Source organism: Yersinia sp. 1652 StPb PI (assembly GCF_041538345.1).
Lineage (GTDB): Bacteria > Pseudomonadota > Gammaproteobacteria > Enterobacterales > Enterobacteriaceae > Yersinia > Yersinia enterocolitica_E.
Map to the genome: position 1 here is coordinate 682,017 of NZ_JAULSM010000002.1, position 14,898 is coordinate 696,914.

A 14,898-nucleotide genomic window follows, 5' to 3' on the forward strand; every position below is an offset into this window, starting at 1 on the left:
TGTAGATGGCTTTAATGTACCGTGCCAGCCTGCTTGGGAGCGATAATCTGTCATGCCGCTATATAAAGTTCTGGTCGTTCGAGTCGATAACATCTCCAGAAAGAAAACCGTTTACCACAAGATGCAATCAGGCTGGCCGCGATATACGCTGCCATTACTGTACGGTGTCTTGCAACATGGCGACTAAACTGATGATGACCAATAAAGTATCAGGTTTACTTGCGCCATCCTTTGCCGCTATTGATCGAAATAAAGGACAGAGCTTCTGGCGGCAATGTCAGCGTCGGTACACTTTTCAACCTATCTATCGCACATCTGGTGCGTTGCTGGCGATTGAACTGCTCACGGCTGTTTTTCATCCTTCATCCCCGGATACACGTTTAAATCCAGAGGATTACTTCAGTGCTATTAGTATCCGCGCTCGTTTGGATGTGGTACTGGAGCAGTTGAATATGATTAAGCAGTGGCACGCCATATTTGTTCATCACTCGGTACTGGTTTCGATCAACATTGATGGACAGGCATTGATGGCGATGCAAGATGATCTGCAAGCCAAATTGCTGATCGATGCTATGCCCTATATTCGCTTTGAATTACTCGAGCACGTTGATACCTCCCTTGATACTCCTTTTGCGCGTATTGCTGAAGCTGACCGACTCTGGTTGGATGATTTTGGCAGCGGGCTGGCCAATTTCACTTCATTTATCAGTTGGCGCTATGAGTACATCAAAGTCGCCAGAGATTTATTTATTGTGTTGCAAGAAAGTGAGGTTGGAAACCAACTGTTCTTCACCTTGGTCACCTTAATGGGGCGCTACTGCAAAGGGGTTATAGTTGAAGGGGTTGAGACCTCGCAGGAGTGGGCCATGGTGCAACGCTCTGATGCCGCTGCCGCACAGGGTTATTATCTGTCCCGGCCAACTTCATTTGATAGATTACAGACGCTGCCTATGTTGTTTTGTGGCTAACCTTCTCTGAGAAAAAGCACTTCCCTGCCGTGTTGCCTCTGCGCATCACCGGATTCAACTGCCCAAATAATGGATTCTAAACCATCATCGACTATGGTTAGTGTAGTCTTCTGAATCCGCACTATTAATCAGTTAACTATTTTTATGGCTGATTTTTCGATTAAATTACCGCGAACTGACGTCCATTAAATACGCGCCTGGTGTCGGATTTAGCTTTATCTATTATGAGTACGGGCATGGAGCTGTTATGACAAAAACCGGAAAAGTGCTGACAGGTGTTGGTGGGCTTATCGTGCTGCTACTGGCGGCGACGGTGATTTTCGTGATGACCTTTGACTGGAACCGTTTGAAGCCAACCATCAATGAAAAAGTCTCTGCTGAGTTGCAGCGGCCGTTTGCTATCCGTGGCAACTTGGGGGTGGATTGGTCACGTAAAGGGGATGAGCCGGGTTGGCGCGGTTGGGTACCATGGCCACATATCCATGCTGAAGATTTGGTGTTGGGCAACCCATCAGATTTAGTCAGTGATAAAACAGATAATAAAACTAACACGCTAGCCACAGATTTTCCGGCTGGGGAAATGGTCACGTTAAAACGGGTTGATGCCAGTATTGCGCCGTTGGCTTTATTGGCACAGAAAGTGTGGATCCCTCGTATCTGGCTAACACAACCGAATGCCAAGCTGCTTCGTCTGGCTAACGGTAAGAATAACTGGACCTTCAATCTGGCCAATAGCCCTACGCAGGGTGAGGCACCTTCTTCATCTTGGTCAGTGAATATTAACGATATTGTGTTTGATCGCGGTGAAATAACCCTCAGTGATGCCATTCTGAAAGCTGAGTTGCACGCCGTGATCGACCCACTGGGTAAGCCATTGCCGTTTGCTGAGGTGACCGGTACTCGTAATGAGACAAAGGATAAACAGGTCACGGATAAGGCGCAGAGCCATACGCCAGATTATGTTTTCGGCTGGAAAATTGACGGCAAGTATCAGAGCCAGCCACTCACCGGCAGCGGAAAAATAGGCGGCATGCTGTCGATGAGTGATGCGAGCGTACCATTCCCGTTGCAGGCTGATGTGCGTTCTGGCTCTACCCGTGTGGTGGTAGCCGGTACCTTAACCGACCCTGGCAATCTGGCGGGATTAGATCTGCAATTGAAATTTTCCGGTGCCAGTCTGGACAACCTCTATCCCCTTATCGGTGTATTGCTGCCCGCGACCCCGCCTTACAATACCGATGGCCGCTTAATTGCCAGCCTAAAGCAAACTGGTGGCGCAGTTTATCGCTATGAAAACTTTAACGGTAAAATTGGTGACAGTGATATTCACGGCAGCCTGACCTATACCGCCAGCCAGCCACGGCCGAAATTAACGGGCAAAATGTCATCAGAAAAATTACGTTTTACTGATTTAGCCCCCTTGATTGGTGCTGACTCCAATCAGGAAAAGGCCAATCGTGGTGAGCGAAACCGGCAGCCTGCAAATAAGGTATTGCCAACAGATAAGTTTGATACCAAAAGTTGGGGAGTGATGGATGCAGATGTCACGTATGCGGCTAAGCGTATCGAACGGGATAAATCATTACCTTTGAATAATCTGTCTACCCACGTGGTACTAAATGACGGTGAGTTACGACTCGATCCACTGCGTTTTGGCATGGCGGGCGGTAACCTTAATGCCACTTTGCGGCTGAATGGCAACAAAGATCCGATGACCGGCAAGGTTGATTTGCATGCCCGCCGCCTGCAATTGAAAGAGCTATTGCCACAGGTACAGGCGATGCGCAACAGTTTGGGGCAGTTGAATGGCGATGCATCATTTACCGCTACCGGTAACTCAGTGGCTGCGTTGCTGGCAACCAGTAATGGTAACCTGCGCTTGCTACTGAATCAGGGGCTAATCAGCCGTAGCCTGATGGAGTTGTTGGGGCTGAATGTGGGTAACTATCTGGTGGCGAAGCTGTTTGGTGATGATGAAGTGAAAATTAACTGCGCAGTGGCCGATGTGCAGTTGCGCAATGGATTGGCAACACCGCGCCTGTTTGTTATTGATACCGAGAATGCCATTATCAACATTACCGGTAATATCAACTTTGCTACTGAGCGGTTGGACTTATCGATCAATCCAGAAAGCAAAGGGCTGCGTATTCTGACCCTACGCTCTCCGCTGTATGTGAAAGGAACATTTAAACAGCCTGATGCTGGAGTGAAAGCGGGGCCGTTGATCGCCCGTGGCGCCATTGCTGCTGTATTGGGTGTCGCACTCACACCTGCTGCGGCCTTACTGGCACTGATTTCGCCCAGTGAGGCTGATGAAAACCAGTGCACCCCTTTCCTGCAAAAAATGAAGCAAAAGAAATAGAGCAATAAAAGATCTATCGCCAGGCTAATGGGAGCCGGTAAATCAATCAATTTGAACAGGGTAGCGGCTGGGCGGTGAGAGCGAGTAGCTAACTGCCCAGCCGTTTTAACTCTACGGAGAGACCAGCGGCGGTGGTGATAGCAAATTACAAGCGTGATCTTGCAATTCTTCCACTGATGCGCGGTGCAGTTTCGTCAGACTCGCCTGACTTGCCAGTAGTAAAAATTCCCCATCAGGCAATGCGGTCATGGCTAAACCATAGCGGCCCATACTATCTTTCGCCCCAGCCACCTCATCAGCTAACAGGCGGAATGCACCTGATTGCTGCAATTCAGCAGCCGTTGTGCGCCGTACCAGATAGTCATGACCTAACAGACCACCTGGCAGGGGCTGCCACTGCTGATGGAAGTTTGCCTCTTGCGCTGCCAGCGCCGCTTTTACCTGTGGTTTCAGGCAAGAAATATGGATATGTAAATGGTCCTGACTACGCCCGTATCTTGAATTAATGGTTAGCGAGATATCAGCATCATTAATTGGTGCGCCATATTTATCGGCCATAAAGTGACGGGCTTGCCAGGCATCAAAGAAGTAGTTTGGGCTGCTGCTGGTTAACAACTGTGGGCTTTCCATGCCGCTGATTTTGGCAGTCGGCATCAGTAAATACTGCAATGATCCAATGTTCGCTTTATATACCACAAAACCCGCCGGTATATCAGCCGCGACACAAGGTTGTGGGTTATGTTCTGCGACCATATGGGGAACACATTGCTGGTTGACGATTTTCCACAGTGCATCCGCATTACTAAAACGCAATTTATACACCGCGGCCAGCAGCACAACTGCCAGTAGTATCAGTAAAAACCACGGTTTTTTTATATAACGCGACACGGATTGCCCTCTGTTTTTGATAACGGCGGCCAGTGTAGTGATAAGTCAGCGAGGTGAGCAAACCCCATAATGCTTATTTATCATTAATGGGGTATTGACCCTATCTGGTTGGGCTTATTGGGTGGCCTTGTTTCCCCCGCCTTGCGGTAAGGTTTCATCCTCAGCGTAGTGGGCTGTGGCTATCCAGGCGGCACAAAATAACGTTAGCCGGGCAAAAAAGTAGAAAAACGCCATTAAACCAATAACGGAGCCAAAAGCCGCCCCGGACGGCGAACTGGCAAGGCGTGGTAGCATCATCGTCATGACAAACTTAATTATCTCAAAGCCGATAGCGGCAATCAGGGTACCGCGCAGTAACGCTTTTTTCTTAGGTTTATGGCGCGGCAGAATCCAGAATATCCATAAAAATAACAAATAGTTAGCCGAAATAGAGATCGACAGCGCAATCAGCGTCATAACGGGCCGTAACCAATCAATCCCCCCCAATCCTAATGCATCAACAATGGCAGATTGTGCAGCACCGGCAATTGACGTCAGTGACAGGGTGATAATCAGTGCGATAACCAACCCAGTCAGCGAGATAAAATCGCGGGCATAACGGTAGTAGAACTTTTCCTGATCCTGTGGATTACGCTCCCACACATCTCGTGATTGAGCACGAATCGCCTCGCGTAAGTTCCCCATCCAACTGATACCGGAATACAGCGCAATCGCTAAGCCAGTCAAGCCGACGGTGGTGCGCTGCTGGATTGCGGTATTTACCGTGTTTTTAAGTGTAGCGGCCAGTGTTGGATCACTGATGGTATTGACAATTTTATTAATTAATTCAGCTAATAAGTCAGGATTAGACGCCAGGACAAAACCGACTGCGGCGAAAGAAACCATCAAAATAGGGATCAGTGACAAAAAAGAAAAATACGTAATAGCTGCACCAAACTGGCTGCCCATCCGGTCATTAAAGCGATCGGTGGCACGGATAATATGGGCAACCACTGGGTAAGCTTTGATGTGGTTACTCAGCCGGGTCATATAGGAAATGGCTTTTTTGCCGGTTTCAATCCCCGCCGCCAGTGGGGCTGAGTTGTCTTTCGGTGCGTTCGGCATAATTCTCCTCAGTGGCCTTAATCCATGCCTTATGCAGATGATTATTCTACAAAATATGATACAAAATGGCAGCAGCCTGTTGATAATAGCAGAGTCGACGTCTATCACAACCTAACCAACAGTTATGCTGGGGTGTCGGTCGGAATTCTGTATGGCCACGGATATCTCGATAGCTTATGTGTGCTCAATCATCATCACCGCAGTGGTATCCACGGCCAGTGCTTCAAAAATATGTTCCACATCAGCAGAATAGCTAATGTAGTCTCCTGCGTTTAACTCAATCGCTTGGTCAACTGGGCCGATTCTGGCTTTTCCTGAACTGATAATCACATGTTCAATGGTACCGGGCATATGTGCTCGGGAGCGCCTGAGTTCACCGGGTTGAACATTAATCCGATAGATATCCCGCTGTACCCCTGTGGGGCAGGCAGCCAGCAACGTCGCGGTGTAGTTCGCCTGTTCAGAAACTGCGGCAATCCCTTCATTGGCCCTGATCACCTGAACATGCAAGCGCGGCTGGGCGATAAGCCGACTGACCGGGACATCCAGTGCCATGGCTAACGACCACAGTGTTTCCAAACTGGGATTACCCGCTCCGCCTTCCAATTGCGATAACGTCGATTTCGCGATACCTGCACGCTTTGCTAATTCCGTTACCGTCAGTCCTAACTTCTCACGTTCCCGGCGAATAGAGGCAGAAAGCAAGCCAATCGGGGTTGCTGCATGGTCTGAGTTATCGGGCATAAAGTGAGTCATTGTTCACCATATCATTCATTTGTTCATCTTGACGAACGGTTGATTGTCGTTCACCATAATAGTCACTTGTTCATTTTAATGTATTGTCTGTTGAGTGCCAAGCACTCAAATACAAAAGCATCCTGGCAGCGATTACGGAGAGAGAATGATAAAAATGAAAGCTCGCGGGGCAATGGAAATGGTCGCAGCTATGCTTATTTCCGGTACTGTGGGCTGGCCGGTTATCGCATCAGGGCAACCTGCGGTAACAGTTGTGTTCTGGCGTTGTGTATTTGGTGCATTCGCCATGTTTATCGCTTGTGCCATGCTGGGTTTACTCAAACGCGGTGTGCTCACGCGACAGCATATCGTGATTGCAGTTATCGGTGGTATTACGCTGGTATTGAACTGGGTTCTACTGTTTGGCGCTTACTCTTATGCCTCCATTTCGGTGGCAACCGTTACCTACCATACTCAACCCTTTATGCTGGTTGGGCTGGGGGTGCTGTTTTTTGGTGAGAAATTAACAGTAAATGCGCTCTGTTGGTTGCTGGTCGCTTTTGGCGGGATGCTGTTTATCATTATCGGGCAACCGGGGGCCATCACCTCCGGTTCTGACTACCTCTTCGGCATCATTATGGCGCTGGGGGCGGCATTTATGTATGCGGTAACGGCCGCGATTATCAAGCGGCTAAAAGGCTTGCCACCACATCTGATTGTACTGATTCAGTTGTTGGTCGGCGCTATTTTGCTGGCACCCTTTGTGTGTTGGTCTGATTTACCGCTATCAGGCAGCACATGGGGATTACTGTTCATTATCGGCGTGGTTCACACTGGGCTAATGTCCGCACTGTTGTACGGCGCGATTCAGAAAATCCCGACCAGTTTGGTTGGTACGTTATCTTTTATTTATCCGGTTGTGGCGATTATTGTCGACTGGTTGGTATTCGATCACCGCTTGAGTATCGTGCAAATAGCTGGAGCAACCGCCATCCTATTGGCTGCTGCGGGCATGAATTTTGGCTGGAAACTACTAAGGGATCACCCGGGAGAAAGTAAGAAATATTCGTGAGGATAGAATTTAAAACAATAAAAAAGGCTATCAACCCTGCGGTCCATAGCCTTTCTGGTCTTTTACCAAACCTTAACGCATGGTTACAAACTCTTCTGCGGCGGTCGGGTGGATAGCGACGGTGTTGTCGAAATCTTTCTTGGTCGCGCCCATTTTCACGGCGACAGCAAACCCTTGCAAGATTTCATCCATACCGAAACCGATACCATGGATACCAACAATCTTCTCTTCCACCCCTACGCAGACTAATTTCATCCGGCATGGCTGGCGGTGCTGAGTCACTGCGCTGTACATTGCAGTGAATGAAGATTTGTATACTTTCACCTGATCGTCGCCAAACTTCTCGCGTGCTTGCGGCTCAGTCAGGCCAATAGTGCCGATTGGCGGATGGCTGAATACCACGGTTGGGATATTACTGTAATCCAGATGCTCATCCGGCTTGTTATTGAACAAGCGTTCAGACAAACGGCGACCCGCAGCCACGGCGACAGGGGTCAGTTCAACCGCACCAGTGTTGTCCCCGACGGCGTAGATACCTTTGACGTTAGTGTTTTGGAACTTATCAACTTCGATATAGCCTTTGTCATTGGTTTTGACACCGCTGGCAGACAGATTGAGGTTGTCAGTTGACGGTTCACGGCCAATGGCCCAAATCAGGTGGTCAACGGTGACTTCAGTGCCATTTTCCAGTTGCAGCGTTAGGCTACCATCGGCGTTTTTAATCACCGCTTTTGGTACCGCGTCGGTATGCAGTGTTGGCCCTTCGGTGTTCATCACTTCAAGCAGAGTTTCAACAATCAGCGGATCAAAAGTACGCAATGGTGCATGTTTGCGCACAAACAGATGGGTTTCTGTGCCTAACCCATTGAGCACCCCGGCGATTTCTACCGCGATATAACCTGCACCTACTACGGCAACTCGCTTTGGCATCTCGTCTAATTCGAAGAAGCCATCGGAGTTAATCCCGTATTCTGCGCCAGGGATATTCGGGTGACTTGGGCGGCCACCGGTGGCGATCAGGATGTGATCAGCAGTGATTTTTTCACCGTTCACTTCCACAGTATGCGCATCAACAAAACGCGCGAAACCATGAATAACATCTACTTTGTTATTGCCTAAACCACGCTCATAAGACTGATGGATACGATCGATGTAAGCAGTACGGTTAGCGATCAGCTTTTTCCAATCGAAATGGTTCACCGTGGTATCGAAACCGTAATCTGGGCCATACAAATGAATCGCTTCTGCAATTTGCGCGGCATGCCACATTACTTTTTTCGGCACACAACCAACGTTGACGCAGGTGCCACCAAGTTGTTTAGCTTCGATCAGCGCACACTTTTTGCCGTACATGGCTGCCCGGTTGATCGACGCGATCCCACCACTGCCACCGCCAATTGCCAGATAGTCGTAATGTTTGGTCATCAGAATCGTTCCCACGTTGTTTAAAATTTGCCTAACAGTTTAACGCTTACCCGAGTTTTGTCGCAAAGGTTGCGTCAATGGCTCTGATTCGCGTGACCAATTGATTTAGGCTGTGTTTATTCTGGCACTACCCACTTCACCAGGGTATGACCATGACCCGATGGCACCAGCACGTTGTGCAGCCACGGCAACAAGGTATTCATCTGTTGTTCTAGCTTCCACGGCGGGTTAATCACAATCATGCCAGATGCGGTCATACCATGTTGGTCACTGTCCGGGCGCACTGCCAGCTCAATTTGCAAGATACGGCGGATGCCGGTGGCTTCCAGATCCCGTAACATACGTTTGATTTGCTGACGTAAAACCACTGGATACCATAATGCATAGGTACCCGTTGCAAAGCGTTTATAGCCTTCCTGAATACCTTTCACCACATCCTGATAATCCGTTTTCATTTCATACGGCGGATCAATCAGAACAAAACCCCGGCGTGATGATGGGGGCAATTGTGATTTAAGTTGTTGATAACCATCGGCACGTTGAACTTTAGCTCGCTCATCTTTAGCAAACTCATTGCGCAGCAACGGGTAGTCGCTTGGGTGCAGTTCAGTCAGATGAATTTTGTCATCTTCACGCAATAAATGGCGGGCGATTAATGGTGAACCGGGGTAGTAACGCAGTTTTTCACTACGGTTAAAGTAATTGATAGCACTCATATATGGCGCTAAATCAGCAGGTAAATCATCTCGTTGCCACAGTAGGCCGATACCATCAAGGTATTCACCCGTGCGCTCGGCATGCTCACCGCTTAACTGGTAGCGACCGGCACCGGCGTGGGTATCCAAATAAAGGAACGGTTTTTCTTTTTCCTTCAAAGACTCAATAATCAGACTTTGAACGGTATGTTTAAGAACGTCGGCATGGTTGCCGGCGTGAAAACTATGGCGATAACTTAACATTTTATTTTAACCAATTGATATTCTAATTTAAATCAAGGATTTAGCGAGAATATATGCTGTAGATTGTGGCAGTGCTTTTTATCTGTGGATGCGACAAACACCCGGGTGAGAAACCGCAGCCAGCACATTATGGCAACTAGTATAAACTGTCTGGTGGATAAAAACTGAATTGCATTAATCTGTGATGAATACCTGATCTGACCTCAATGGATATAATAATGACTAACAAGATAATTGCTGAGCACTACCCAGACGCTTTGCTCTGGTCCTTTGGCGACAGTTCTGAGATGGCAGATGAATTGGCGCAATTGGTCATCAACGGCGCTAAAACAGCGACTTGTTGCTCCTATCGTGCTTATAAATCAGAAGCTTCGCCCAGTGTTGGTGATTACAATGTCATTCTCGATGGCCGAGGCACACCGGTTTGCGTCATTAGAACCATGAGCTTAACGCTGGTCCGCTATTGTGATGTCACCGCAGAAATGGCGGCCAAAGAGGGGGAGGGAGATAAAAGCTTGGCTTATTGGCAGACCGGGCATCGGGCCTTCTTTGAACGGGAGGGTGATTTCTCCCCTGAGATGCTATTGGTCTTTGAGCAATTTAAGCTGGTTGAGGTTTTTGCTACACCCGCAGTGCGAGCTTGATTGCCAAAATCGGTGGGTAATCAATAGTCGTCAGGCCGCCAGCCATTGATTTTCATGTTGATAGACCTCATGTTAATCATACATAGATAATTTATAAGTCGTCGTTGTATTCACCATCGCGGCGGTATTGAAAACGATCATTGATATTCAAAAGAATCATTGATATCCAAAACTATAATCAGGACTGCCCTATGACAAATCCGCTGTTGACCCCGTTCTCCCTGCCGCCATTTTCTGCGATTCGCCCCGAAGATATCGTGCCTGCGGTGAAATCCGCACTGGATGAATGTCGTCAAGCGGTGGAGCGGGTAGTTGCCCAGCCAGGACCTTTCACCTGGGATAACCTGTGTCAGCCATTGGCTGAGTCTGACGATCGCTTATCGCGTATCTGGTCGCCGGTCGGGCATTTAAATTCGGTCAAAAATAGCCCGGAACTGCGCACTGCATATGAACAAAGCCTGCCATTGCTGTCGGAATACGGTACTTGGGTGGGTCAACATAAAGGTTTGTATCAGGCCTATGTCAGTCTGAAAGAAGGCCCGGGGTTTGATGCATTGACAGCCCCACAGCGCAAAGCAGTAGAGAATGCGCTGCGCGATTTCCAGTTATCCGGTATCGGTTTGCAACCCGATCAGCAGAAACGTTATGGCGAAATTGTCGCCCGCTTGTCTGAGCTAGGCTCCACTTACAGCAATAACGTGCTTGATGCCACCATGGGCTGGAGCAAGTTAATTACTGATGTTAACCAATTGCAAGGCTTGCCAGAAAGTGCCCTGGCTGCGGCTAAAGCTATGGCTGAAGCCAAAGAGCAGGATGGTTGGTTGCTGACACTGGATATGCCAAGTTATCTGCCGGTTCTGACCTATGCTGATAACGCTAAATTGCGCGAAGAGATGTATCGCGCCTTTGCTACCCGTGCCTCTGATCAGGGGCCAAATGCCGGTAAGTGGGATAACAGTGAAATCATGGCGGAAATTCTGACATTGCGCCATGAATTGGCACAACTGTTAGGTTTTGGCAGCTATGCCGATAAATCGCTGGCGACCAAAATGGCAGAAAGCCCGCAACAGGTGCTTGGTTTCCTGAACGATTTGGCGAAACGCGCCCGTCCGCAGGCTGAAGAAGAGCTGGCACAATTACGTGCTTTTGCTGAAAAACACTACGGCGTCAATGAGTTGGCTGCCTGGGATATCACCTATTATTCAGAGAAGCAGAAGCAGCATCTGTTCTCCATCAGTGACGAGCAATTGCGACCTTACTTCCCGGAACAGCGGGTGGTGGAAGGGTTATTCGAAGTCGTTAAACGTATTTACGGTATTAGCGCCAAAGAGCGCCGAGATGTGGATACCTGGCATCCAGATGTGCGTTTCTTCGAACTCTTTGATGCCAGCGGTGAACTGCGCGGCAGCTTCTATCTTGACTTGTATGCCCGTGAGCACAAACGTGGCGGTGCCTGGATGGATGATTGTGTCGGTAGCCTGCGTCTGGCGAACGGTCAATTACAAAAACCGGTGGCTTATCTGACCTGTAACTTTAACGGGCCAGTCGGCGGTAAACCGGCGCTGTTCACCCATAACGAAGTCACCACCTTGTTCCATGAGTTCGGCCATGGCCTGCATCACATGCTGACCAAAATTGATACTGCCGGCGTCTCGGGCATCAATGGTGTCCCTTGGGATGCGGTCGAATTGCCGAGCCAGTTTATGGAAAACTGGTGCTGGGAGCCACAGGCGCTAGCGTTTATTTCCGGCCATTATCAGACGCACGAGCCATTACCGCAAGAGATGCTGGATAAACTGCTGGCGGCCAAAAACTATCAGGCGGCGCTATTTATTCTGCGTCAATTAGAGTTCGGCCTGTTCGATTTCCGCATGCATTATGAGTTCGATCCACTGACCGGTGCACAGATCCTGCCGATCCTGTATGAAGTGAAAAAGCAGGTGGCAGTGGTACCGTCACCGACATGGGGCCGCTTCCCACATGCTTTTAGCCATATCTTTGCCGGTGGCTATGCCGCGGGTTACTACAGCTATTTGTGGGCAGAAGTGCTCTCGGCAGATGCATTCTCGCGTTTCGAAGAAGAGGGGATTTTCAATGCTGCCACCGGGCAGTCCTTCCTCGATAATATTCTGTCCCGCGGTGGCTCTGAAGAGCCGATGACGCTGTTCAAGCGCTTCCGTGGCCGTGAACCGCAGTTGGATGCTATGCTGCGCCATTACGGTATTAAGGGCTAGAACGTGTCACAAGTCAGTATCTGTTTATTGTCTGAAGCAGGCGCCGCCCCCGGCGCCTTGTCTATTTTGGCTGAGCGTTGGGGTTTGGTGTCTGACGAGCAGGCCATTATGGCGCTGGTGTTGACACCTGAGCGCCTTGAATTGCGCAAGAGGGATGAGCCGAAGCTCGGTGGCATTTATGTCGATTTTGTCTCCGGTACGTTGGCGCACCGCCGCAAGTTCGGTGGTGGGCGAGGGGAGGCGGTAGCTAAAGCCGTCGGTGTCAAAAAGGGTTATCTTCCCCGCGTGGTCGATGCTACCGCAGGCTTAGGGCGGGATGCGTTTGTTTTGGCGGCGCTGGGTTGCCAGGTGCAAATGCTGGAGCGCAATCCAGTGGTGGCAGCATTGCTTGATGATGGTTTGTGTCGCGGTTATCAGGATGCTGAGATTGGTCCGTGGCTGCGCGAACGGTTGACGCTGTTGCACGCCTCCAGCCTGATAGCACTGGCAGATATTGAACCCCGGCCAGAAGTGGTTTATCTCGATCCGATGTACCCGCACCGGCAGAAAAGTGCGCTGGTTAAAAAGGAGATGCGGGTGTTCCAATCGCTGGTGGGTGCGGATGAAGATGCCGATGGTTTATTGGCACCGGCCCGCGCGTTAGCTACCAAACGGGTGGTGGTGAAGCGGCCAGATTATGCCGAACCGTTGGCAGGAATAGCTGCGTCAGCGGCTGTAACCACTAAAAGTCATCGTTTTGACCTCTATATGCCACTTCCTTGATGCTATTACAGTGTCAGTTGGCCCTGTGGCGGTAACGCCAATGACTTTGGGTATATTGCTTGGGGATTATGAGCCTCTAATGAGGCTCACCCGACGGGCCAGCGCAAGCGCTGTTCAACATGGTTTACAACCAAGTTGTCACTCAATTGCCGCCTTCCTGCAACTCGAATTATTTAGGGTATAAAGCGTTATGAAATAAGCGGTGGGCTGACAATAAAATCATTGTGAGTGAATTGATGTTTGCCGATAAATCTTATCATCATATCGACTTTGCTTATTTTTGGATCGAAATCAATCATCAGATAGGTAATATTAGCGACATCATCATATTTCTGCATTAATTCTGTTTGACCATTCGCGCTGAATTGATTGACCATAACAATATTATTATTGCCAGCCATAATGAATGATAAATCAATTTTATCTTCACCAGATGTAAAGTCGATGATGGTATCGGTATATTTCTTGGTGGAATCTCTGCTATTACGGTATTGGAAAATATCACACCCCTCTCCCCCTTTCATCCGGTCAGCGCCGCGCCCGCCGAATAGCCGGTCATTGCCATTGCCACCGCTGAGCCGGTCATTACCTGCGCCGCCGGATAAGAAGTCATCACCCTTACCACCGGATAACCGGTCATTGCCACGGCCCCCGAATAGCCTATCATTTCCCACCCGGCCCCTTAATTTGTCATCACCACCCCCTCCTTTCAGGGTGTTATTTGATCGGTTACCGTTGATTTCATCATCACCGCTACCGCCGATGGCATTTTCAATCACGACTTTATCTGCAATTGAGACATTGCCTCTCAAGCCGCCAATATCAGAGAAACCACGCTTAGTCAGCGTGATTCTTTGGTCTTGATGATAACCTGAGAAATCAAACGTATCGGTACCACCGGCATCCCACACGCAGAATATCAACTTGTCGCTAGCGTGGGTTGCAGTAAAGTAATCCCTATTACTATTGGAATTGAAACCATAAGTCGTATCACCGGTTCGGGTACGGCTATTGGCACCGTAAAGGTATTGAAGTGCTAAAATATCATAGAGTTGCGGTGTTGATGCAAAGTTACCCCCGTAGATTGCTCCTGAGTTGAACTCAGATAAATAGCTCATTACGCTGGTTTGTTGTGTTAAGCCTACGGTGTCATGAGTATGCTCCAAGCCGAGTGCATGGCCGAGTTCATGCATAAACACCCGACCACCATAGTTTGATGGTGTGGGGGCTAGATTCTCGTCTATCTTCGCATTAATAAATATTGGACTGAGGCCACTAGAATTTGGGGAATAGGCATAACCGCCAATTGCCCCCTCAAGTGACACATTGGTAATGGGGATGTTAGCTATAACATCATCTTTAGCCTCACTAAATTTAATATTCGCCACATCAGCAATGGCGAGCATAGCCGTTCTTACCTGGTGAATTTGGGCTTCATTAAAGGGATCGGCCGGAGCACCCTCAACTGATTTATAATAATGGTAACCTATTGGTATTTGTTGGCTAAATGAATAAGTGATAATACTTACTCCATTCTTATCTTTATTTTGCCATTTGTTTCTGCTGGTTATCGCTAATAGATTAATCGCCTTTGATTTATTAATATCAATACTATTATTAATATCTACAGCTCTGACGTTATTTTTAGTCTGTTCCCTGAGCATTATTATTCCTCATAATTTAAATGATTTACTTTGCTATCGACTCATGCACCGGAAGCATGTTACTGACATCGATAATATTTA

The 14,898-nt window shown here is 48.7% G+C and carries 12 protein-coding genes; 6 read left to right on the forward strand and 6 right to left on the reverse strand.

The annotated features are described in order from the left end of the window. The first annotated feature begins 176 nt into the window (after positions 1 to 176). Both pdeH and Q2T71_RS19625 read left to right on the forward strand, forming a co-directional pair. Positions 177 to 968 carry a cyclic-guanylate-specific phosphodiesterase gene (gene pdeH / locus Q2T71_RS19620; protein ID WP_193784750.1) on the forward strand — a complete coding sequence of 264 codons (792 nt, stop codon included), beginning with the start codon at positions 177 to 179 and terminating at the stop codon, positions 966 to 968. Positions 969 to 1,215: 247 nt separating this feature from the next. After that, complete coding sequence (locus Q2T71_RS19625; protein WP_372560268.1) at positions 1,216 to 3,330, forward strand: AsmA family protein; 2,115 nt, start codon at positions 1,216 to 1,218, stop codon at positions 3,328 to 3,330. A gap of 111 nt (positions 3,331 to 3,441) precedes the next feature. On the opposite strand, the gene Q2T71_RS19630 is transcribed toward Q2T71_RS19625, so the two are convergent. The 3 genes from Q2T71_RS19630 to Q2T71_RS19640 all read right to left on the reverse strand — a co-directional run bounded on the left by Q2T71_RS19630 (position 3,442) and on the right by Q2T71_RS19640 (position 6,066). Beyond that, positions 3,442 to 4,218 carry a CDP-diacylglycerol diphosphatase gene (locus Q2T71_RS19630; RefSeq protein WP_372560269.1) on the reverse strand — a complete coding sequence of 259 codons (777 nt, stop codon included), beginning with the start codon at positions 4,216 to 4,218 and terminating at the stop codon, positions 3,442 to 3,444. 114 nt (positions 4,219 to 4,332) lie between these two features. After that, entirely contained in the window at positions 4,333 to 5,322 is a 990-nt protein-coding gene (gene yhjD, locus Q2T71_RS19635; protein WP_372560270.1) for an inner membrane protein YhjD, read from the reverse strand. Between the two features lie 174 nt (positions 5,323 to 5,496). After that, complete coding sequence (locus tag Q2T71_RS19640; protein WP_372560684.1) at positions 5,497 to 6,066, reverse strand: helix-turn-helix domain-containing protein; 570 nt, start codon at positions 6,064 to 6,066, stop codon at positions 5,497 to 5,499. Positions 6,067 to 6,226: 160 nt separating this feature from the next. Between Q2T71_RS19640 and Q2T71_RS19645 the strand changes: the two genes are divergently transcribed. Further along, the gene (locus Q2T71_RS19645) at positions 6,227 to 7,129 is read left to right on the forward strand and encodes a DMT family transporter (protein ID WP_372560685.1); all 903 of its coding nucleotides are present in this window, start codon (positions 6,227 to 6,229) and stop codon (positions 7,127 to 7,129) included. 72 nt (positions 7,130 to 7,201) lie between these two features. Here the strand turns inward: Q2T71_RS19645 and gorA are convergent, their stop codons facing one another. Continuing rightward, positions 7,202 to 8,554: a glutathione-disulfide reductase gene (gene gorA / locus Q2T71_RS19650; RefSeq protein ID WP_372560271.1), complete on the reverse strand. Its 1,353-nt coding sequence runs from the start codon at positions 8,552 to 8,554 to the stop codon at positions 7,202 to 7,204. 116 nt (positions 8,555 to 8,670) lie between these two features. Further along, positions 8,671 to 9,513 carry a 23S rRNA (adenine(2030)-N(6))-methyltransferase RlmJ gene (locus Q2T71_RS19655; protein ID WP_372560272.1) on the reverse strand — a complete coding sequence of 281 codons (843 nt, stop codon included), beginning with the start codon at positions 9,511 to 9,513 and terminating at the stop codon, positions 8,671 to 8,673. Between the two features lie 218 nt (positions 9,514 to 9,731). On the opposite strand from Q2T71_RS19655, the gene Q2T71_RS19660 reads away from it, so the two are divergent. The 3 genes from Q2T71_RS19660 (at position 9,732) to rsmJ (ending at position 13,153) form a co-directional block, all read left to right on the forward strand. Next, a complete protein-coding gene (locus tag Q2T71_RS19660; protein WP_372560273.1) occupies positions 9,732 to 10,157 on the forward strand; it encodes an ASCH domain-containing protein in 426 nt (141 codons plus the stop codon). A gap of 191 nt (positions 10,158 to 10,348) precedes the next feature. Continuing rightward, positions 10,349 to 12,391: an oligopeptidase A gene (prlC, locus tag Q2T71_RS19665; protein WP_372560274.1), complete on the forward strand. Its 2,043-nt coding sequence runs from the start codon at positions 10,349 to 10,351 to the stop codon at positions 12,389 to 12,391. Between the two features lie 3 nt (positions 12,392 to 12,394). Then, on the forward strand, positions 12,395 to 13,153 hold the full coding sequence (gene rsmJ / locus Q2T71_RS19670) for a 16S rRNA (guanine(1516)-N(2))-methyltransferase RsmJ (protein ID WP_372560275.1): 759 nt from the start codon (positions 12,395 to 12,397) through the stop codon (positions 13,151 to 13,153). Positions 13,154 to 13,341: 188 nt separating this feature from the next. On the opposite strand, the gene Q2T71_RS19675 is transcribed toward rsmJ, so the two are convergent. Continuing rightward, positions 13,342 to 14,817 carry a M10 family metallopeptidase C-terminal domain-containing protein gene (locus tag Q2T71_RS19675; RefSeq protein ID WP_372560276.1) on the reverse strand — a complete coding sequence of 492 codons (1,476 nt, stop codon included), beginning with the start codon at positions 14,815 to 14,817 and terminating at the stop codon, positions 13,342 to 13,344. Between the last annotated feature and the right edge of the window lie 81 nt (positions 14,818 to 14,898).

Bases quoted from the DNA above. Each gene is read 5' to 3' on its own strand.
- prlC (WP_372560274.1), top strand. From the start codon at position 10,349: ATGACAAATCCGCTGTTGACCCCGTTCTCCCTGCCGCCATTTTCTGCG.
- Q2T71_RS19655 (WP_372560272.1), bottom strand. From the start codon at position 9,513: ATGTTAAGTTATCGCCATAGTTTTCACGCCGGCAACCATGCCGACGTT.
- pdeH (WP_193784750.1), top strand. From the start codon at position 177: ATGGCGACTAAACTGATGATGACCAATAAAGTATCAGGTTTACTTGCG.
- yhjD (WP_372560270.1), bottom strand. From the start codon at position 5,322: ATGCCGAACGCACCGAAAGACAACTCAGCCCCACTGGCGGCGGGGATT.
- gorA (WP_372560271.1), bottom strand. From the start codon at position 8,554: ATGACCAAACATTACGACTATCTGGCAATTGGCGGTGGCAGTGGTGGG.
- Q2T71_RS19660 (WP_372560273.1), top strand. From the start codon at position 9,732: ATGACTAACAAGATAATTGCTGAGCACTACCCAGACGCTTTGCTCTGG.
- Q2T71_RS19675 (WP_372560276.1), bottom strand. From the start codon at position 14,817: ATGCTCAGGGAACAGACTAAAAATAACGTCAGAGCTGTAGATATTAAT.
- Q2T71_RS19640 (WP_372560684.1), bottom strand. From the start codon at position 6,066: ATGCCCGATAACTCAGACCATGCAGCAACCCCGATTGGCTTGCTTTCT.
- Q2T71_RS19625 (WP_372560268.1), top strand. From the start codon at position 1,216: ATGACAAAAACCGGAAAAGTGCTGACAGGTGTTGGTGGGCTTATCGTG.